General features: G+C 66.5%; 17 protein-coding genes. 9 read left to right on the top strand and 8 right to left on the bottom strand.

The window, feature by feature from the left end:
- Positions 1–85 precede the first annotated feature (85 nt).
- On the top strand, positions 86–919 hold the full coding sequence (locus ACFTSF_RS35950; protein ID WP_380159395.1) for a siderophore-interacting protein: 834 nt from the start codon (positions 86–88) through the stop codon (positions 917–919).
- A 66-nt stretch (positions 920–985) separates the two neighbouring features.
- Here ACFTSF_RS35950 and ACFTSF_RS35955 read toward each other — a convergent pair whose 3' ends face one another.
- A complete protein-coding gene (locus tag ACFTSF_RS35955; RefSeq protein WP_380159397.1) occupies positions 986–2,185 on the bottom strand; it encodes an alginate lyase family protein in 1,200 nt (399 codons plus the stop codon).
- 183 nt (positions 2,186–2,368) lie between these two features.
- Here ACFTSF_RS35955 and ACFTSF_RS35960 point away from each other — a divergent pair, with 183 nt between their 5' ends.
- The gene (locus ACFTSF_RS35960; RefSeq protein WP_344149448.1) at positions 2,369–3,490 is read left to right on the top strand and encodes a glycoside hydrolase family 88 protein; all 1,122 of its coding nucleotides are present in this window, start codon (positions 2,369–2,371) and stop codon (positions 3,488–3,490) included.
- A gap of 44 nt (positions 3,491–3,534) precedes the next feature.
- Here the strand turns inward: ACFTSF_RS35960 and ACFTSF_RS35965 are convergent, their stop codons facing one another.
- Positions 3,535–3,933 carry a PPOX class F420-dependent oxidoreductase gene (locus ACFTSF_RS35965; RefSeq protein ID WP_380159399.1) on the bottom strand — a complete coding sequence of 133 codons (399 nt, stop codon included), beginning with the start codon at positions 3,931–3,933 and terminating at the stop codon, positions 3,535–3,537.
- Positions 3,934–3,953: 20 nt separating this feature from the next.
- Complete coding sequence (locus tag ACFTSF_RS35970) at positions 3,954–4,544, bottom strand: TetR/AcrR family transcriptional regulator (RefSeq protein WP_380159400.1); 591 nt, start codon at positions 4,542–4,544, stop codon at positions 3,954–3,956.
- A gap of 90 nt (positions 4,545–4,634) precedes the next feature.
- Here ACFTSF_RS35970 and ACFTSF_RS35975 point away from each other — a divergent pair, with 90 nt between their 5' ends.
- Positions 4,635–5,339: an SDR family oxidoreductase gene (locus ACFTSF_RS35975; protein WP_380159402.1), complete on the top strand. Its 705-nt coding sequence runs from the start codon at positions 4,635–4,637 to the stop codon at positions 5,337–5,339.
- Positions 5,340–5,465: 126 nt separating this feature from the next.
- A complete protein-coding gene (locus tag ACFTSF_RS35980; RefSeq protein WP_380159404.1) occupies positions 5,466–7,511 on the top strand; it encodes a sialate O-acetylesterase in 2,046 nt (681 codons plus the stop codon).
- Here ACFTSF_RS35980 and ACFTSF_RS35985 read toward each other — a convergent pair.
- Positions 7,492–8,097, bottom strand: coding sequence for a DJ-1/PfpI family protein (locus ACFTSF_RS35985; RefSeq protein ID WP_380159406.1), 606 nt, complete (start codon positions 8,095–8,097; stop codon positions 7,492–7,494). The two genes, ACFTSF_RS35980 and ACFTSF_RS35985, sit on opposite strands and share 20 nt — an antisense overlap.
- A 57-nt stretch (positions 8,098–8,154) precedes the next feature.
- The gene (locus ACFTSF_RS35990) at positions 8,155–8,481 is read right to left on the bottom strand and encodes a DUF1330 domain-containing protein (protein ID WP_380159408.1); all 327 of its coding nucleotides are present in this window, start codon (positions 8,479–8,481) and stop codon (positions 8,155–8,157) included.
- A 116-nt stretch (positions 8,482–8,597) separates the two neighbouring features.
- Between ACFTSF_RS35990 and ACFTSF_RS35995 the strand changes: the two genes are divergently transcribed.
- Entirely contained in the window at positions 8,598–10,607 is a 2,010-nt protein-coding gene (locus ACFTSF_RS35995) for a protein kinase (protein ID WP_380159410.1), read from the top strand.
- A 39-nt stretch (positions 10,608–10,646) separates the two neighbouring features.
- On the opposite strand, the gene ACFTSF_RS36000 is transcribed toward ACFTSF_RS35995, so the two are convergent.
- The 3 genes from ACFTSF_RS36000 to ACFTSF_RS36010 all read right to left on the bottom strand — a co-directional run bounded on the left by ACFTSF_RS36000 (position 10,647) and on the right by ACFTSF_RS36010 (position 13,536).
- Positions 10,647–11,927 carry an adenylosuccinate synthase gene (locus tag ACFTSF_RS36000; RefSeq protein ID WP_344149428.1) on the bottom strand — a complete coding sequence of 427 codons (1,281 nt, stop codon included), beginning with the start codon at positions 11,925–11,927 and terminating at the stop codon, positions 10,647–10,649.
- A 319-nt stretch (positions 11,928–12,246) separates the two neighbouring features.
- On the bottom strand, positions 12,247–12,975 hold the full coding sequence (locus ACFTSF_RS36005) for a class I SAM-dependent methyltransferase (protein WP_380159412.1): 729 nt from the start codon (positions 12,973–12,975) through the stop codon (positions 12,247–12,249).
- Between the two features lie 60 nt (positions 12,976–13,035).
- Positions 13,036–13,536, bottom strand: a complete 501-nt coding sequence (locus ACFTSF_RS36010) for a VOC family protein (RefSeq protein WP_380159413.1) — start codon at positions 13,534–13,536, stop codon at positions 13,036–13,038.
- A 54-nt stretch (positions 13,537–13,590) separates the two neighbouring features.
- On the opposite strand from ACFTSF_RS36010, the gene ACFTSF_RS36015 reads away from it, so the two are divergent.
- The 4 genes from ACFTSF_RS36015 (at position 13,591) to ACFTSF_RS36030 (ending at position 17,516) form a co-directional block, all read left to right on the top strand.
- Entirely contained in the window at positions 13,591–14,412 is an 822-nt protein-coding gene (locus ACFTSF_RS36015) for a DUF6597 domain-containing transcriptional factor (RefSeq protein ID WP_380159415.1), read from the top strand.
- A gap of 103 nt (positions 14,413–14,515) precedes the next feature.
- The gene (locus ACFTSF_RS36020; RefSeq protein WP_380159417.1) at positions 14,516–15,808 is read left to right on the top strand and encodes an ABC transporter substrate-binding protein; all 1,293 of its coding nucleotides are present in this window, start codon (positions 14,516–14,518) and stop codon (positions 15,806–15,808) included.
- Entirely contained in the window at positions 15,805–16,698 is an 894-nt protein-coding gene (locus tag ACFTSF_RS36025) for a carbohydrate ABC transporter permease (RefSeq protein ID WP_380159419.1), read from the top strand. Before ACFTSF_RS36020 ends, ACFTSF_RS36025 begins: the two co-directional genes overlap by 4 nt.
- Complete coding sequence (locus tag ACFTSF_RS36030) at positions 16,695–17,516, top strand: carbohydrate ABC transporter permease (protein ID WP_380159421.1); 822 nt, start codon at positions 16,695–16,697, stop codon at positions 17,514–17,516. The genes ACFTSF_RS36025 and ACFTSF_RS36030 overlap by 4 nt, the downstream gene beginning before the upstream one ends.
- Positions 17,517–17,534: the final 18 nt, after the last annotated feature.

The following is a 17,534-nucleotide window of genomic DNA, read 5'->3' on the forward strand; positions in this document are numbered from 1 at the left end:
CCTCTTAGGTAAGGCTAACCTCTAGGTGCCTCAGAATAACCCGAGCCCTCCCGCCTGTGCATCCGAGGCTGACTTGGAGAACCCGATGACCGCAGTCGCCACCCGGCCCATCGTCTTCGATTCGCTGTTCGTGACCGTCCGGTCCGTCGAGGATCTGAGCCCGCACCTGCGCCGCGTGACGTTCACCGCACCGCGGATCGCCGACGCGGTCGTCGCCGGTCCTGACCAGCGGATCAAGGTCCTGCTGCCGCCTCCGAACGGCGGCGCCCTCAAGCTCCTGAGCGGCGAGGACTGGTATGCCGATTGGTGCGCCCAGCCGGAGGACGAGCGCGTCATCATGCGCACGTACACGATCCGCGAACTCCGGGCCGACCAGTCCGAGCTCGACATCGAGTTCGTGCTCCACGGTGTCAACGGACCCGCCTCGGCGTGGGCGACGAACGTCGTACCGGGTGCGGAGATCGCGTTGTTCCTCCCGTTCGCGGTCGACACCACCAGCGCCAAGGGGATGCTGAACTCCGGTGTCGACTACGTCCCGCCGAGCACGAGCGTGCATCGCGTCCTGATCGCCGACGAGACCGCGCTGCCTGCTTTGACCGGCATTCTCGAGCAGCTGGAACCTGGTGTGCACGCGACGGTCTTCGCCCAGGTCCCGGACGACCGCGACATCCGCCCGCTGCCGACACCTGGTACGGCGGACGTCACCTGGATCACCGCGACACCGGAATCGGATGCCGAGATTCCGTTGCTCGAGGCCCTCAAATCCGCTGATCTTCCGGCGAGCGTCGACTTCGCCTGGGTCGCAGGCGAGTCGGCGATGATCAAGGCGGTACGACGCCATCTGGTCAACGTCGTCGGACTGCCGAAGCCCGCGATCTCCTTCCAGGGTTACTGGAAACGCGGCGAGGCGATCGGCTGAGACGGCAATCCGGAAGCGCCGGGTCCAGGCGCTTCCGGATCACCTCGGAAGCCTGAGTCTGCTACCTCAGGCGGGGTTCTCCGCGTGGGTCAAGGTCTCCCACGCCAGGAACAGAGCGTTCGTACCGGCCGGGCGGTTGGCCTCGGTGAGCGCCTGGGTGTTCGCCATCGCGATCCCGAGCCGGGTGTGCAGGGCGTTGTAGCCGACCTCGGTGATCGGACCGAGACCGCGCTGCACGCTCCCGCCACACAGCCAGGACGGGACCGGTTCGGCCTGCCGCTCGTACTTGGCCTGGAAGCCGAGGGCCTGCCGCAGCCGCTCGCCGTACTGCGGATACATGTCGATGCCCTGGATCCGGGCCGTCTCGAGGACGTGCGAGATCGCGGAGATGCCGTAGCCGGTGTGGACGAAGTCGCGACAGGTCTCCTGAGTCAGACCGGTAACGAACGTGCCCTGTCCCTGCCAGTAGCCGACGATCTTGTCGCGGGTGTTCAGGTTCTGACTCGGCACCGTCTTCGGCAGCGAGCCGTCGGACGCCAGGTACACGTACGCCGGGGCCCGGTAGCTGAACAGCGAGATCGCCTTGTCATAGATCGCCTTGTCCTCGAGGAACACCCCGATGCCCTGGAGGGCCTCGATGATGGTCAGCTCCCAGTTGCCGTTGGAGTTCGAGCCGTTGATGATCTCGGGGACGTAGACGTTGCGCAGCATGGTCGCGAACCGGCCGGAGTTCGGCCAGTTTCCGTAGGCATGCTTGATGATCTCGGCCGCCTTCGGCCACGACGACGCGGCCCAGCCGGTCTGCAGCGGTGCGTTGCTGTTGGTGTGATCGCGGATCGTCGCCGACCAGGCGTCCATCAGCTGGATGGACTTCTGCGCGTACCGCACGTCACCGGTGATGTACCAGATCAAGGCATCCGTGTACGCCGCGATCGCGTCCTGCCGCTCATCGGTACAACCGTTGTTCGGCTGCGAGTACGGACCGCACTCGACGACAGCACGCGGTTTCGCCGTCCGCGACAACGAGCCGTACGCACTGTTCTTCGCCTGGTTGAACGCGTTGGTCCACGGCTGCGCACCGGCCGCGACCTTCGCCTTCACGAAGTCCAGTTGGGCCCGGCTGACGCCGACCCCGGGGTGCGCGAAGACAGCCGGTGCCTCGGCCGGCGCGGGAGTTGCGGGTTGTGCTGCGGTTGCTGGGCTGCTCAGCGCGCCGGCCACCAGACCGGCGGCTGCTGCAGCCACGAGAAATGCCTTCACTCTCATGGGCGGATTTCCTTGCTGCTTCGGGGGCGGAAAGGCTCTGCGGCTCCCCCCAGAATCCGCAGAGTCTTTTCGGAAGTTTGACGACGGACGGTAAGGGCGTCAACATCTCAGCAGGCATTACTTCACGCTGGAACCAATACCGGTTTCTTCCCAGCTCAGTGGAACAAAGTGAGGATTTGTCCCATGAAAAGACGCCAGTTCCTGACCGTCGGAACCGCAGTCATGGCCGCCCCGGCACTACCCTCTGTAACCGCCACTACCGCCCAGGCGGCACCACCGGCGAGCAGCCTGCCGCGGCGGGCCGACATCATCGCCGTGGTCCGCCGCGTCGCCGACCAGTGGATCGCCACGCACAGCAACTCCGGCGACAACGGCTGGGCCCGCGCGACGTTCTTCAGCGGCCTGATGGCCGCCCACAAGCTGACCGGTGAGGTGCGCTACCTGAACTACGCGCGCGCCTGGGCCGAGCGGCACAACTACGGCATCCCGGGCGGCGTCACCACCCGGCACGCCGACAACCACAACTGCATCCAGACCTACCTCGACCTCTACGACCTGGAGCCGAGCGCCGACAAGCTGACCGCGGCGACCGACACCCTGAGCCGGATGGTGAACAGCACCAAGATCGACGACTGGTGGTGGTGCGACGCACTGCACATGGCGATGCCGCCGTTCGCGCGAATCGGCCGGCTGCGCGCAGATCCGGCGTACTGGACGAAGGTCTATCAGCTCTACAACCACACCAAGCGGACACGGAAGCTGTGGATCCCGTCGAACGGACTCTGGTACCGCGACGAGCGGTTCCTGCCGACCGGAATCCTTTCTCCCAATGGGAAACCGGTGGTCTGGTCACGAGGTGACGGCTGGGTTGCGGCCGGTCACGTCAAAACATTGAAGGCACTTCCGGCCGACCAGGCGAACGTCGCGGAGTACAAGACCGGCCTGACGCAGCTGGTGGGTTCGTTGCGGTCGATCCAGCGCTCGGACGGCTTCTGGAACGTCAACCTGGCTGACCCGCAGCACCTGCCCGGCCCGGAGACCAGCGGTACGGCGTTCTTCGCGTACTCGGCCGCGTACGCCGTCCGGACCGGATTGTTGCCTTCGGTCACCTATCTGCCGATGGCGGCACGCGCTTGGAACGGGATGGTTCAGACTGCCGTGCACCCGGACGGCTTCCTCGGTTACGTGCAGAAGGTCGGCGACCGGCCGGAGTCGAGCCAGCCGGTCAACTACCAGTCGACCGCCGACTTCGGCGTCGGCGCCTTCCTGCTGGCCGGTGCTGAGCTCGCTCTGCTGACGAACTGATCGCAGGCACCCCTGACGACAATGACCTTTTCTTGGGGGGGTCGTCAGGGGTGACCGAGCTGGCTGGTGATGCGCTCGACGACGACGCTCGCGGCGAACCGCGGCGTACCGGGTGGTTCCACATCGGACCACTCGCCGACGTACTTGCGGGCGATCGCCTGCTCGAGATCGGACTCGGGATCGGGAACGAGCTCGTCGATCCGGCCACGCAGCTCGAGATAGTACGTCGGCTGTGCCGGGTCGACGATCATCACCGAGATCGCCGGGTTCCGGCGGAGGTTGCGCAGCTTCTGCCGGCCCTCCACCAGACTGATCCGGACCTGCTCACCGTCCCAGAGGAACCACTGCGGGGTGACCTGCGGCTCGCCCTTCTTGCCGATCGTGCCCACGATCGCGATCGCCGTCGACGACAGCAGATCCTTGAACTCGGCGGGAATCTCCATCCTCGGACAGTAACCCGCGATCAGTTCAGCTGACCGGCCAGTTCCGGAGCGTGGATACCGGCCGCATCGAGCAGCGCGCCGGCGGTCAGCACGCCGATGCCGCCGAGCTCCTGGGCGCGGACGACGGCGCGCGCGGCGCCGCCGTCGTAGATCAGCGTCAACTGGATCGCGAGGGTGCCGGGATCCTCGGCACCGGCCTTCGCCAGCTCGCGATGGAAGTAGTCGGTCAGCTGCTGCTTGAAGTGCCGGGCGACCACCGACCCCGGGTGCTCCGGATCCTTCAGCTCGACCGCCGTCGCGACGTACGGGCAGCCCAGAAAATTGCCTTCGGCAACGATATCGTCCTGGCGCTCGAAGACCGCGAGGATCCGGTCCCGCGGCGGCCGCTCGTCGTCGGGCCCCGGCCGCAGCAGCAACTCGTACTGCGGGCCGCGGTTGGCCAGGCTCTCCGCGATCAGCTCGTCCTTGGAACGGAACAGCTGGTACATCGACTTCTTCGACACCCCGGCGGCCTTGCAGAGCGCATCGACTCCGATGTTGACGCCGTCGCTGTAGAAGAGATCGCCCGCGGCCTCGAGGAGACGTTCGCGGGGTGTTGCGGAGGTGCTCATGCAACGAGGGTACCGGCTCGATTTGAATTCGGAAACTGATCGGTTTACTGTTCTGGAAACAGATCAGTTTCCTACTGCTTGGAGCATTTCATGACCTCACTCGACGGTGCTGTCGTCCTCGTCACCGGCGGCCAGCGTGGTATCGGCAAGGCCCTCGTCGACGACCTGCTCACCCGCGGCGCCGCCAAGGTCTACGCGACCGCGCGGACACCGAAGCCGAGCTCCGACCCCCGCGTCGTACCGCTGCCGCTGGAGGTCACCGACCCGGCCTCGATCGCGGCCCTGGCCGCCGCGGCGCCTGATGTGACCGTGCTGATCAACAACGCCGGCGCGGGTTCGCCCGACAACTATCTGAACGCGCCGACCGACGAGCTGCGCGCGGTCTTCGAGGCGAACTTCTTCGGCCCGCTCGAGGTCACCAAGGCTTTCGTCCCGATCATCGAGCGCAACGGCGGCGGGCACATCCTGAACGCGCACTCGGCGCTGTCCTGGATCGCCCGGCACGGCGCCTACTCCGCGACCAAGGCGGCGTTCTGGCACCAGTCCAACTCGTTGCGGATCGAGCTCCTCGACCGTGGCATCGATGTCACCGGACTGCACATGGGGTACGTCGACACGGACATGACGAGCGGAGTCCCCGGCCCGAAGACGCAGCCGGCGGACGTGGCCAAGCAGGCCCTCGACGGGATCGAGTCCGGCGCTTACGAGGTGCTCGCCGATGACACCGCGCGGTGGGCCAAGAAGGTCGTGGCCGACGAGCTCGAAGCGGCGTACCCGGTGCTGCGGAAGAGCTGACAACGTAGTCCATTGGGCGCAGGGTTCGGACCGCTGGCCGCACGACGGCGGTCCGGCCGAAGCCGCCGGGGCGGGTTGTCGCTACCAAGGTGAGTGACAGTCCGCCGCCGCCCCGGAGGTCCGCCCATGCCTCGCCGTCTTCTTGCCGTGTCCGTTGTCGCCACTCTGCTCGGCTCAGCCGTCACCGTGCCGGCCAATGCCATCCTTCCGGCAGTCCGAGATCCTGGAGTCGGCTGTGCTGCCGCAACTGTCGGATTCACACCGGTGCTGCAGCTGACGCTGCCGGAGCGCGCCGGCTGGCTCGACAAAGAGCTCCCGTACACACTGGACCGCCGTACCGAGGTCGGGTCGAATTTCGACCGCGTCGGGTACTGCCTTGAGCTGAACGGACCTGACGGTCCGCAGCGCGTGTGGACTGCGATGGAGCCGTTCTCCAAGGACGCCCGCAACATCGGACTGCCCACCAAGGCCGGACAGGTCACCCGGCAACGCGTGGACGACCTGGAGGTCGCCTCCAACGTGCCGAACGTGACCACTGGCCTCGGACAGACCGGCTACCTGGAGATGTGGCCGAACACCTACGCCGAGCAGACCAGTACTCAGGTCGCGAACACCTCTCCGATCACGTACGACGTGGACGACAGCCCGACCAACGGTGCGTACGGGTCGTTCCAGGTCTCGCAGGTCGGCGCCACCCGTCCATCTGGCGCGGCTGCCAAGACGGTGCTCGCGATCAACTCGTTCACCCAGCCCGCCGACGTACCGCTGTCGATCGGGATCGGGACTTCGCCGTCCGGACAGCCGGACTGGACGTTCGCCGGCAACGCCCCGCGGCTCACCCAGCGGAAGCTGACTGCGTACGTACGGACCTCCCTGGTGAGTCTGTCCGAGGCGCCGCAGGATCGGCAGCTGATTCCACGCGATGCGGCGAACGGCGCCAACGTGCCGGTGGCTGGGCGGATCACTTCTTCGAACGTGTCCGAGGTGCGGTTGCGGGTCACCAGTAACGGACACACCGACACCTATAGCTCACAATCGCGCGACTTCCGGTTCACTCCGCGGATCAACGCGGCGCTGCAGGAGTACACGTTCGAACTGCGTGCTGTCGCAGGCGGAACTGAGCGCGTGGTGGCTCGACGTACCGGTGTGGTCTCGGGTGATGTGTATGTCATCCAGGGGCAGTCCAACGCGGAGGCGGCGAAGTTCAATGGCGCTGCGAATGCGGAGGAGTCACCCTGGCTGCGCAGCTACGGCACGCCGACTTCGGATGGTCAGATCTCCGGGGCGGACCGCGTCTGGCACTACGCGACTGGTGACGTGACGGTGCAGTCCGGTTCAGTTGGGCAGTGGGCGATCCGGATGGGTCGTCGGATCGTGGACACCTACAGGGTGCCGGTGGCGATCGTCCAGGGCGCGCACGGCGGTCAGCCGATCAGCTTCTTCCAGCGGAACGACGAGAACCCGGACGACCTCACCACCAACTACGGACGGCTGCGCACGCGACTCAAGGCTGCTGGTCTGATCAGTCAGGTGCGCGGGGTGCTCTGGTACCAAGGCGAGAGCGACAACGACAACGCAGCTGTGCACGTGGCCGGCTTCCGCGCTCTGCTGGCGGACTGGCGCGCCGACTTCGGCAGTGCGACCCGGTACTACGTCAACCAGGTCCGCACGTCGCCCTGCAACAACACCACCAACATCAACCTGCGTGAGGCGCAGCGTGCGCTCGGCGACACGGATGGCGTCGTACTGCTCTCCACTAACGGGCTGCCAGGCCACGACGGTTGTCACTACGCCTACCTGGGCGGCTACCGCGACCTGGGCGACCAGAACTTCGCTGTGATCGCACGCGACCTGTACGGCGGCCCGTCGGCCGGTGTGTCTGCGCCGAACCCGGCCAGTCTCACCGCATCCGGTTCACAGCTCGTGGTGAAGCTCCGGACGGCTGATCCGCTCACTGTGGCCGCCGGCTCGGCTGCGGACTTCCGGGTGACGGGTTCGACGGTGACTGTGTCGTCTGTTGCGTACCAGGCCAGCGGGAGTCTGGTGCTCACACTGTCCGGGCCGGCAACCGGAGTGACCGCTTTGATCTACCAGAGCCACAACGGCTCCGGACCGGCGATCACGAACGCAACCGGTACCGGACTACTCGCGTTCAGGATGCCTGTGAGCTAGTCACGAGGACATCGCGGGCTCGGTCGTACTCCATCCAGCCCGCGATGTCGTTCGCGACATCCACGCCGTACTCGCGTTCGACGACGTACAAGGCCAGGTCGATGCCGGACGTGATGCCGCCGGAGGTGATCACGTCACCGTCATCGACCACGCGGTTGCGCTGGACGTCGACGTCGAACGCTTCGAGTTCTTGGAGAGCGCTGCGGTGGGTGGTGGCAGGACGGCCCTTCAGTAGGCCGGCTTCGGCGAGCAGCATCGTGCCGGTGCAGACCGAGCCGATCCAGCGCAACTGAGGTGCCAACTCCGCAACGCGCGCGGTCAGCACCCCGCGTCGAGCCTCCGCCCACGAGCCGTTCTCGGCACGGCTCCCCCAGCCACCGCCGGGGACGACCAACGCATCCGGAGTCCCCAGTCCGTCCGGTGCCCGGAACTGCAGCCCGCTCATCCCGGTCACCTCCGCCGGGCCATCCAGCCCGACCAGCGCAAGCTCGAGGTCCGTTCGTTGCGAGGCATGGCTCCACACCTCGAACGGGCCCATCACGTCCATCTCGTCCACACCGTCGAAGACCAGAATCTCGATTCGCATGCTTCCAGCCAACCGGTTGGTTACTTAGCCGACCAGCGGCCAGATGGCCGATATACCTCAGGATCTGGCCAGTACGTCGGTGGCCCGGTGAGTGCGGTCGACACCCTCCAGCAGCATCGTCACGCCGTCGGAGTTGTTGGTGCGGAGCGGCAGGATCGCCTGGTACGCCGGTGATTCGTACCAGCCCCGCGCACTCGCCTGGTCGGGGAACTCGATCACGATCAGAGTCCCGGCCCACTCGCCTTCCACGTACTCCGGCTGATGGCCGTGCACGATGAAATGACCGTCGTACGGCGCGAGTGTCGCGTCGATGCGCTCCAGGTACTCGACGATGTCCGGGCCGACGTTCACGTTCTGCAGGTTGGCGATCGCGTAGTGCGTCACAGGTGCCTCCTCGCGCGGCTGATGGTGGTATCAGCCTCGGGCGTGGAGGTCGTTCTGACGATTACCTCGGACGTCATCGTGGATGGTTGATCTGATGCCGACGTACCGTAGATGCCATGTCAGTCACAGGGGGAACGCCTTCCACGTCGGCCGGGGAGGTGGAGGAGCACGTCGGCCCGTACCGGTTGATCCGGCGCCTCGGCCAAGGCGGCATGGGCGTTGTCTACCTGGCTGAGGGACCAGACCTGCAAGAGGTAGCTCTCAAGGTGCTGCGACCGCACGTGGCCCACGACGAGACCGCACGCGCGCGGTTGCAGCGTGAAGCCACCACACTGCAGAAGGTGAGCCACCCTGGTGTGGCCGGCATCCTCGACCACGACCTGGAAGCCGACCGCCCGTACCTGGTGACGCGCTTCGTCCCCGGGCGTCCGCTGGACGAGCAGGTAGACGACCGTGGTCCGCTGACCCCGCGCAAGTGGCTCCCCCTGGCCGGCTGCCTCGCCGAGTCGCTCCAGGCGATCCACCTCGCCGGAGTGATCCACCGCGACCTCAAACCCGGCAACGTGATGATGCTCAACGGCAAGCCGGTGATGATCGACTTCGGCATCGCCCAAGCCGCCGACGACCTCCGCCTCACCCAGACCGGCCTGGTGATCGGTACGCCGGGCTACCTGGCACCCGAGCTCATCGAAGGCGAGATGGTGTCCGAGTCCGCCGACTGGTGGGGCTGGGCCGCAACCGTAACCTTCGCCGCCACCGGCCGCCGCCCCTTCGGCAAGGGCCCCTTCGAAGCCGTCCTGCACCGAGTCCACACCGGCCAAGCAGACCTAGAGGGCCTGGACCCCCGCCTCAAAACCCTGCTCTCCGCAGCCCTGGCCCCGAAGAAGCAGGACCGCCCCACCCAGGCCGAAATCATGACCGGCCTAACCCGCTACGCCGAAGGCCGCGACGCCCTCCCCCCACGCGAGACCCCCGCCGCTGACACCGCCCCACTGCACCCACCCACCCGCCAACTGACCCAAGTCATGCCCGCGGACACCACCGCAGAGCCGCAGGCGACAGACCCGTCCCCCACCGAGGTAGCCAACCTCGTCCCCCACGTCATCCCCTCCCTCTCCGACTTCTCCCCCCTGGCCAACAAAGTCCGAGACGCCGCCGCCACCCGCAAAGCCACCCGAGCCGCCGCCGCAGGAGCCGCAGGTGCCGGTGCTGCCGGTGCTCCTGTTGCTGGACCGTTCGGTACGCCGCCGATGACTCATCCAGCGACGTACAGTCCCGCACCCGTCGCAGCCGCACCTGGCGCGATGCCGTACTACCAGGGCTCACCCCAGCCAGTCGCGCCATACCAGGGCACCCTGCAACCAGTTGCGCCGTACCAACCGCAGTCGCGGGAGGTGTCGCCGTACAAGGCGCCGTCGAAGGACATGTCGCCGTACCAGCAGCCAGGGCAGCAGGTGGAACCACACCGCGCACCGGCGACAGGACGACGTACGGCGGTAGTTGTCGGCCTGATGGTCGGGTTGACCGGACTCATCGCGCTCTACCCGTTGCTGGGCGCGGTAGCCGCCACCATCCTCTTCGTCATCGCCAGAACCGTCGACCGCGGCAGTACGGCGTTGATGCGCCGCCGCCAGGTGCGCGGCCGCGCAGGTCGTTCGGACGGTGTCGTTGCCGTCGCCTCGTCCCCGATCCAGCTAGTGACCGCAGGACTCATCACTGTGCTGTGCCTGATCCTCCCGCTGGTAATGGGTGCAGTAGTCGGCGGCATCGCCACCGGCGTCACCGCCACAGCCAAGAGCCTGACCTGGCAGCCCTTGTCAGCAGTAGGTTTCGGAGCAGCGGGCCTCACCGCACTCTTCACCGCCTGGTGGGGCCCCGGCGGCAACTCCCTACGCCGCGGCGCCCACATCACCGCCCGCAACCTCTTCCGCCCCCGCTGGCTAGCCACCACAGCAGCCGTCATCTTCCTAGCCATCGGCGGCTACACCTTCTACGAAGCCACCCAAGGCGCCGGCTCCGACTGGGCCCGCAACCCCACCCAAGGCGCCAAAGTCGAACGCCCCACCCTCAACGACCTCCGCCAAGCCCCCTTCATCCGAGACATCCCCCTCATCGGCGTCAACTGACCTTGGTCGGCTGCCCGGGTGGGCAGCCGACGAAGGCGGTCAGAGCTGGACGATTTGGGTGCGTTCGGGGCCTACGCCGATGGCGGAGATGCGGGCGCCGCTGAGGGACTCGACGGCGCGGACGTAGGACTGGGCTTCCTTGGGGAGGTCTTCGAAGGTCCGGCAGCCGGTGATGTCTTCGGTCCAGCCGTCGAACTCTTCGTAGATGGGGGTGGCGTGGTGGAAGTCGGTCTGGGTCATCGGCATCTCGTCGTGGCGGACGCCGTTGACGTCGTAGGCCACACAAACCGGGATGGTCGAGCGGCCGGTCAGTGTGTCCAGCTTGGTGAGGACGAAGTCGGAGACGCCGTTCACGCGGGCTGCGTAGCGGGCGATCACCGTGTCGTACCAACCGCAGCGGCGCGGGCGACCGGTCGTCGTACCGAACTCGAAGCCCTGCTGGCGGAGCCACTCACCGTCGGCGTCCAGGAGCTCGGTCGGGAACGGGCCTTCGCCGACTCGGGTCGTGTAGGCCTTGACGACTGCCATCACGCGGTCGATGCGGGTCGGCGGGATGCCGGTACCCGTGCACGCACCGGCGGAGATCGCGTTCGACGAGGTGACGAACGGATACGTGCCGTGGTCGACGTCCAGGAGAGTCGCCTGGCCGGCCTCCATCAGCACGGTCTTGCCGTCGTCCAGTGCCTTGTTCAGCAGGAGGCTGGTGTCGGCGACCATCGGGCGCAGGCGGTCGGCGTACTCGAGCAGTTCGTCCAGGACCTCGCGGATCTCGACGGCGCGGCGGTTGTAGATCTTCACCAGCAGCTGGTTCTTCTGCTCCAGCGCCCCGGCGACCTTCTGCTCCAGGATCTTCTCGTCGTACAGGTCCTGGACGCGGATACCGATCCGGTTCATCTTGTCGGCGTACGTCGGCCCGATCCCGCGGCCCGTGGTCCCGATCTTGCGGCTGCCGAGGAAGCGCTCGGCCACCTTGTCCAGCGTGCGGTTGTACGGCGGGATCAGGTGCGCGCTCGCGCTGATCACCAGCCGGGACGTGTCGACGCCACGGGCTTGCAGCGCGTCCAGCTCCTCGAACAGTACTGCCAGGTCGACGACCACCCCGTTGCCGATCACCGGCGTCACGCCAGGGGTCAGGATCCCGCTCGGCAGCAGGTGCAGCGCGTACTTCTCGCTGCCGATCACGACCGTGTGGCCGGCGTTGTTCCCGCCGTTGAACTTGACCACGTAGTCGATGACCTCGCCCGTGTTGCCGAGCAGATCGGTCGCCTTACCCTTGCCCTCATCGCCCCACTGGGCGCCGACGAGCACGATTGCGGGCATCTCAGCCCTCCTCTTCACGCGCCGGCCGCGGCCCTCACGACGCGCGGCAGCCGGACGCTGGAAACGGTGAAGCCCGGAGACGTTCACCGGCAATTCACGCGGCAACGCACCCAGGCTCTTACGACCGAAGCTTACCGGAACCAGGTCCACTCCCTGAGTTCATCGTTGAAACCCAACCAACGACCACTTCAAGTAAGTGTTTCATCACGCAACGGGTTGCCAATCTCCGTGATCACGTGCACACTCTTAGTCAGCGGCCCGCCGAAACTGCCGCAGGGGACGGTTCCGGCGGGCCGCTTCCTTATGTCCCCTGCAGGTTCTACTTCACCGCCGTGTAGATCACGTACGGCGGCGATGTCCGCTCGACCGGCATCCGGTCCAGCCCCGGCCCGTCGTACTCGGCCGGCAGCGTCGGCTCGACCACCCCGACTTCGCGGAAACCCGCCGTACGCAACCGACCGAGGTGCACGTCCTTCGGCCAGTGGTAGTCGACCAGACTGACCGACTCCCCGCCCGGCCGCGCCAGCCGCATCTCGATCGCCTCACCAGCCTCGTATTTCCGGCCAGGCTCGCCGTACCGGCCGATGTCGAACGGCACGCCGACCGAGTCCGGGTTCACGTCGAGCATCGCGTAGGTCGCGCCCGGACGCAGTACCCGATAGACCTCGGAAACGATGGTCTGAACGACCTCGGTGTCCGGAATGCAGACGAAGACGAACGTCGAGATCGCGGCATCGATCTCGCCGTCGGGCAACTCGAGCCGTTGATCGGCACCGATCAGCTGATAAGTGATCCGGGGGTCCTGCCGCTTGCGCTGCGCGACCTTCAGCATGCTCGGTGACCGATCGGCCGCGATCACCGAAACGTCATGGCTGCGCAGGATCTCCTCGGCCACCCGACCGGTCCCGGCCCCGTAGTCGAGAACAGTGCGGCTTCGAGCCAGGCCGGCCTGCTCGAACAGGACCGGCCAGCCGAAGGCGCGCTCGCGGACCGGCTCGTAGTCCTCGTAGCTCTCGGCAACCTCGATGAGATTCCAGTCGGTACTCATGGTCCTTACGACACTACGCAGCATTCCGGCGGCAGCGCGGCGATCTGCCCGATCGTGCAGTCAGGCAAGCGCATCCGGGTTCGAGTCCAGCCATTCCTGGACCCGCCGGTCGGCCTCTTCGCGGGAGACGTCCTCGACCTTCGTCAGGATCGCCCAGCGATGACCGAACGGATCGATCACCGTCCCGTAGCGATCACCGGTCATGAAGGTCTGCACCTCTTCCACCGGCTTCGCGCCGGCCGCAACAGCCTTCGCGTACGTCGCGTCCACGTCCGGCACGTAGTGGACCAGCGACGAGTGCACCCACTCGCCGTTCGGCGCCTGCAACCCAATCTGCGGCATCTGGTCGCTGAGCTGCAGCATCGAGTTCCCGAACAGCAGCTCCGCCTGGCCGACCCGCCCGTCCGGCATGTCCTGCCGGCTGATCACCTCGGCCCCGAAAACCTCCTGGTAGAACGCGATCGCCTTCGGACCGTCCGGAACCGCCAGGTACGGCGTGAGTGAGTGGTAACCGTCGGGGATGGGCTTTACTACGCTGTTTTTGTCGGTGTCCGTCGTCATGCTCTTAGTCAACCCACCGGCGACCGGACCGGTCTTGTAAGAAAGCGACAGCCATTGAGCATCCCGTCGGAGAGCGAGAAGGGCATCCTGCATCCGCGGGAGCAGGCCCGGCATCGCACGTTGAACCGGCTCGCGCCCGGCCCCGACGCCGCACGCTTCGTGGAGTGGTACTGGATCGTCGAGTGGGATCTCGACGAGCCCTACACCGCCGAGGTGCTTCCGTTCCCCAGCGTCAACGTCACCTTCGAGCAGCCCGGCGGCGCCTTCGTGAACGGCGTCTACACGCGCAAGTTCGAGCGCCAGCTCATCGGCCGCGGCCGCGTGTTCGGCGTGAAGTTCTGGGCCGGTGGATTCGGTGCGGTGACCGGGCTGGACGTCGGTTCGTTCAGCGACCAGGTGCTGCCGCTGACCGCGGTCTTCCCGGACGGCGATCGGCTGGCGGATCTCGTGTTCACCGAAGACTCCGACGTACGGCGTCGTGCCGTGTTCGAGGCGTTCTTGCGGGACCACCTCGCGCCGCCGGACCCGTCGTACGAGTTGGTGCGCGAGATCGTCACCGCGATGGCCGCCGACCGCACTCTGGCCCGGGTCGACGAGGTCACCGAGCGGTTCGACGTACCGATCCGGACTCTGCAACGGCTCTTCCGCCGGTACGTCGGCGTCGGGCCGAAATGGGTGTTGCGCCGCTACCGGCTGCACGACGGCGCCGAGTTGCTGGCGCGCGGCGAGGTCACCGAGCTGGCCGCACTGTCGGCGGCGCTCGGCTATTTCGACCAGGCGCACTTCTCCAAGGAGTTCAAACAGCAGATCGGCCTGACCCCGGCCGAGTACGCGGCCCGGGCCGCCGCCAGTGAATCCTTTCAAATGAAGTCTTGACACCCGCTCCACGGCGTCCGTAGCGTGCGCGGCGTGAGAAGTTAACACTTCTTCTCGGTGAATTCACGTCATTCGACGATATCTCCCGAGCTCAGGAGGATCCGTGGCATCCGTATTCGAGCGTCCCCTGCCTCGCCGGCGCATGCTGCAGCTGATGGGTGGTGCGGCCGCCGCCGGCACGCTCGCGGCCTGCGGGAGCAGTTCGTCCGGCAGTGGCAACGGCAACGGCAGGCTGAAGGTGATCGGGGCAGGCAGTCAGGAGGCCGGTCTCCGCAAGGCACTGGAGCAGTACAAGGCGAAGAACGCCGATTTCGACTTCAACCTGTCCTTCTCGCCCGCGGACCAGTTGCAGACGGCGTTGCGCGCGCAGCTGGCGGCCGGCAACGCGCCGGACCTGCACGCGGTCTATCCGGGGAACGGCAGCGCGATGTCGATGGTCCAGCTGAGCAAGGCGAAGCTGCTGGCCGACCTCAGCGACCAGTCCTGGACCCAGAAGATCCCCACTGGCTTCAAGGGCGCTTATCAGCAGGATGGCAAGACCTACATCTTCTCGCCGGGCACCAGCGTGCTCGGCGCCATCTACAACAAGAAGGCCTTCGCCACCGCCGGGGTCGAGCCGCCGACGACCTGGAGCGAACTGCTCACGGTCTGCGAAACCCTTAAAAAGAAGGGGATTGTGCCGCTCGCGCTCGGCGCGCAGACCCCCTGGGTGACGCAGCTGATCAACTACGCGCTGGTGCCGGGCACGGTTTACGCCAAGCAGCCCGACTTCGACGACAAGATGGCGGCCGGCTCGGCGACATTCGCCGGTTCGGGCTGGGCCGACGCGATGAACAAGTACCTGGAACTGCAGAAGCGCGGCTATTTCAACGAGAACCCGAACGGTACGACGTACGAGCAGGCAACCTCGATGGTGGGCACCGGCAAGGCGGCGATGGCCGTCCAGGTCTCCGCCGTTCTGCAGGCGTACCGGGCGGCCGCACCGACGCCGGACGACCTCGGGATGTTCCCGTTGCCGGCCACCGACACGGTCGCGGACAACTGGATCCCGGGCGGGATCGTGGTCGGCCTCGCCGTCAGCGCGAAGAGCAAGAAGGCCGACCAGGCGCGTAAGTTCATCGAGTTCTGCGGGCAGCCGGAGGTCGTCAGCGCCTGGGCCGAGGCCGTCGCCTGCGTCCCCTTGTACTCCGACGGTGCGGCGAAGGTCGATCCGGTGCTGAAGCCGTTCCTCCCTTACCTGGCGGACAACAAGGCGGTCCCGTTCATGGACCAGCGCTGGCCGAACGCGGAAGTTCAGCCGACCCACTTCGCCGTCGTACAAGAGCTTCTCGGCGGCCGGACCACGGTCGACGGCGCCCTGAAGAAGATGGACGAGGCCTACCGGAAGACCACATGACGACGGTACGACGAAGGGGTGGGCTCGCGCCGCCCTGGTACTTCGCGGCTCCGGCACTGCTCGTTTACGCGTTGGTCATGCTCTACCCGAGCATCGTCGGAGCCGGATCGGCGTTCACGAACTGGTCCGGTGTCGGCGAGGAGCGGTCGTTCGTCGGAGTAGCGAACTTCCAGGAACTGCTCCACGACGACCAGGCTCTTGGTGCACTGCGGAACACGCTGCTGCTCACGGTCGCGATCGTGGTCGTGCAGAACGGGCTGGGGTTGCTGCTGGCACTCGGTGTGCACACCACCATCAAGAGCCGGATGGTGTTGCGGGTGATCTTCTTCGCGCCGGTCGTGGTCAGTCCGGTGATGGTGTCGTTCCTGTGGAAGTACGTCTACAACCCCGCACCCGATGCGGGGCTGAACGCCGCCCTCGGGGCGGTCGGTCTCGGCGCGCTGCGCCAGGACTGGCTGGGGAATCCGTCGCTGGCGATCTGGTCGGTCGCCTTCACGGTGATCTGGCAGTGCGCCGGCTACTCGATGGTGATCTTCCTGGCCGGTCTGGAAGGCGTGCCGCCGGAGCTGCACGAGTCGGCGATGGTGGACGGCGCCGGGACGGTCGCGCGGTTCCGGCACATCACCTGGCCGCTCCTGGCACCGGCCGTGACGATCAACGTGATGCTGTCCACCGTTGGTGGGCTGACGTTGTTCACCCAGATCATCGCGATGACCAACGGCGGTCCCGGCTATGCCACCGACACCCTGTCGACGGTGCTCTACAAACAGGCGTTCGTGTTCGGGAAGTTCGGCTACAGCACCGCAGTCGCGCTGGTGCTGGCGATCTTCGTCGCCGCGGTGTCCTTCATTCAGATCGGCTACCTGCGTTCCAGAGAGACGGTCGCATGAGGTACCGGCCACGTACTTTCGTTCTGGAGCTGGTGATGGTGGCCGTCGCGGTCGCCTTCCTGTTCCCTGTCTATGCCCTTGTCACGCTGGCGTTCAAGGATCCCGGGCAGATCGCGAACGCGCCGTTGTCGCCGCCGAACCCACCGTCGATGGACAGCTTCGGCGAGGCCTGGCAGTCGGCATCCCTCGGCTCGGCACTGCTCAACAGCACGCTGATCACGGTGACCAGCGTGCTCGCACTGATCGTGCTCGGCGCACTGGCGGCGTACTTCCTCGCCCGCCGCGCCTCGCGGTTGAGCTACAGCCTCTACATCCTGTTCCTGGTCGGGATCATCCTGCCGTTCCAGCTCGGCATGATTCCGCTGTATCAACTCGTCAGCGATCTCGGCCTGCTCGGGACCTACCAGGGCATGATCCTCTTCTACACCGGGATCCAGCTGCCCTTCACGGTCTTCCTCTACACCGGCTTCATCCGCTCCCTGCCCGCCGACTACACCAACGCGGCGCTGATCGACGGAGCCTCACACCTGCAGGCCTTCCGGCACGTGATCTTCCCGCTGCTGCGGCCGATCACCGGCACCGTGCTGATCCTCAACGCCGTCCACATCTGGAACGACTTCTTCACCCCGCTGCTCTACCTCGGCGGCTCCGGCCGCGAGACCGTCCCGGTCCGGATCTTCGCCTTCGTCAACGAATACACCTCCGACTACGGGTTGGTCGCAGCCGGTCTGGTGCTGGCGGCCCTGCCGATCCTGCTCGTCTTCCTGGTTTTGCAGCGCTACGTCATCCGCGGTTTCTCCAGCGGCCTGAAGGGATAACGGGTGAGCGCGGCAGGT

This window comes from Kribbella sp. NPDC056951, from assembly GCF_042674205.1.
Taxonomy (GTDB): Bacteria; Actinomycetota; Actinomycetes; order Propionibacteriales; family Kribbellaceae; genus Kribbella; species Kribbella yunnanensis.

Bases quoted from the DNA above. Each gene is read 5' to 3' on its own strand.
- ACFTSF_RS35950 (WP_380159395.1), top strand. From the start codon at position 86: ATGACCGCAGTCGCCACCCGGCCCATCGTCTTCGATTCGCTGTTCGTG.
- ACFTSF_RS35955 (WP_380159397.1), bottom strand. From the start codon at position 2,185: ATGAGAGTGAAGGCATTTCTCGTGGCTGCAGCAGCCGCCGGTCTGGTG.
- ACFTSF_RS35960 (WP_344149448.1), top strand. From the start codon at position 2,369: ATGAAAAGACGCCAGTTCCTGACCGTCGGAACCGCAGTCATGGCCGCC.
- ACFTSF_RS35965 (WP_380159399.1), bottom strand. From the start codon at position 3,933: ATGGAGATTCCCGCCGAGTTCAAGGATCTGCTGTCGTCGACGGCGATC.
- ACFTSF_RS35970 (WP_380159400.1), bottom strand. From the start codon at position 4,544: ATGAGCACCTCCGCAACACCCCGCGAACGTCTCCTCGAGGCCGCGGGC.
- ACFTSF_RS35975 (WP_380159402.1), top strand. From the start codon at position 4,635: ATGACCTCACTCGACGGTGCTGTCGTCCTCGTCACCGGCGGCCAGCGT.
- ACFTSF_RS35980 (WP_380159404.1), top strand. From the start codon at position 5,466: ATGCCTCGCCGTCTTCTTGCCGTGTCCGTTGTCGCCACTCTGCTCGGC.
- ACFTSF_RS35985 (WP_380159406.1), bottom strand. From the start codon at position 8,097: ATGCGAATCGAGATTCTGGTCTTCGACGGTGTGGACGAGATGGACGTG.
- ACFTSF_RS35995 (WP_380159410.1), top strand. From the start codon at position 8,598: ATGTCAGTCACAGGGGGAACGCCTTCCACGTCGGCCGGGGAGGTGGAG.
- ACFTSF_RS36000 (WP_344149428.1), bottom strand. From the start codon at position 11,927: ATGCCCGCAATCGTGCTCGTCGGCGCCCAGTGGGGCGATGAGGGCAAG.
- ACFTSF_RS36005 (WP_380159412.1), bottom strand. From the start codon at position 12,975: ATGAGTACCGACTGGAATCTCATCGAGGTTGCCGAGAGCTACGAGGAC.
- ACFTSF_RS36010 (WP_380159413.1), bottom strand. From the start codon at position 13,536: ATGACGACGGACACCGACAAAAACAGCGTAGTAAAGCCCATCCCCGAC.
- ACFTSF_RS36025 (WP_380159419.1), top strand. From the start codon at position 15,805: ATGACGACGGTACGACGAAGGGGTGGGCTCGCGCCGCCCTGGTACTTC.
- ACFTSF_RS36030 (WP_380159421.1), top strand. From the start codon at position 16,695: ATGAGGTACCGGCCACGTACTTTCGTTCTGGAGCTGGTGATGGTGGCC.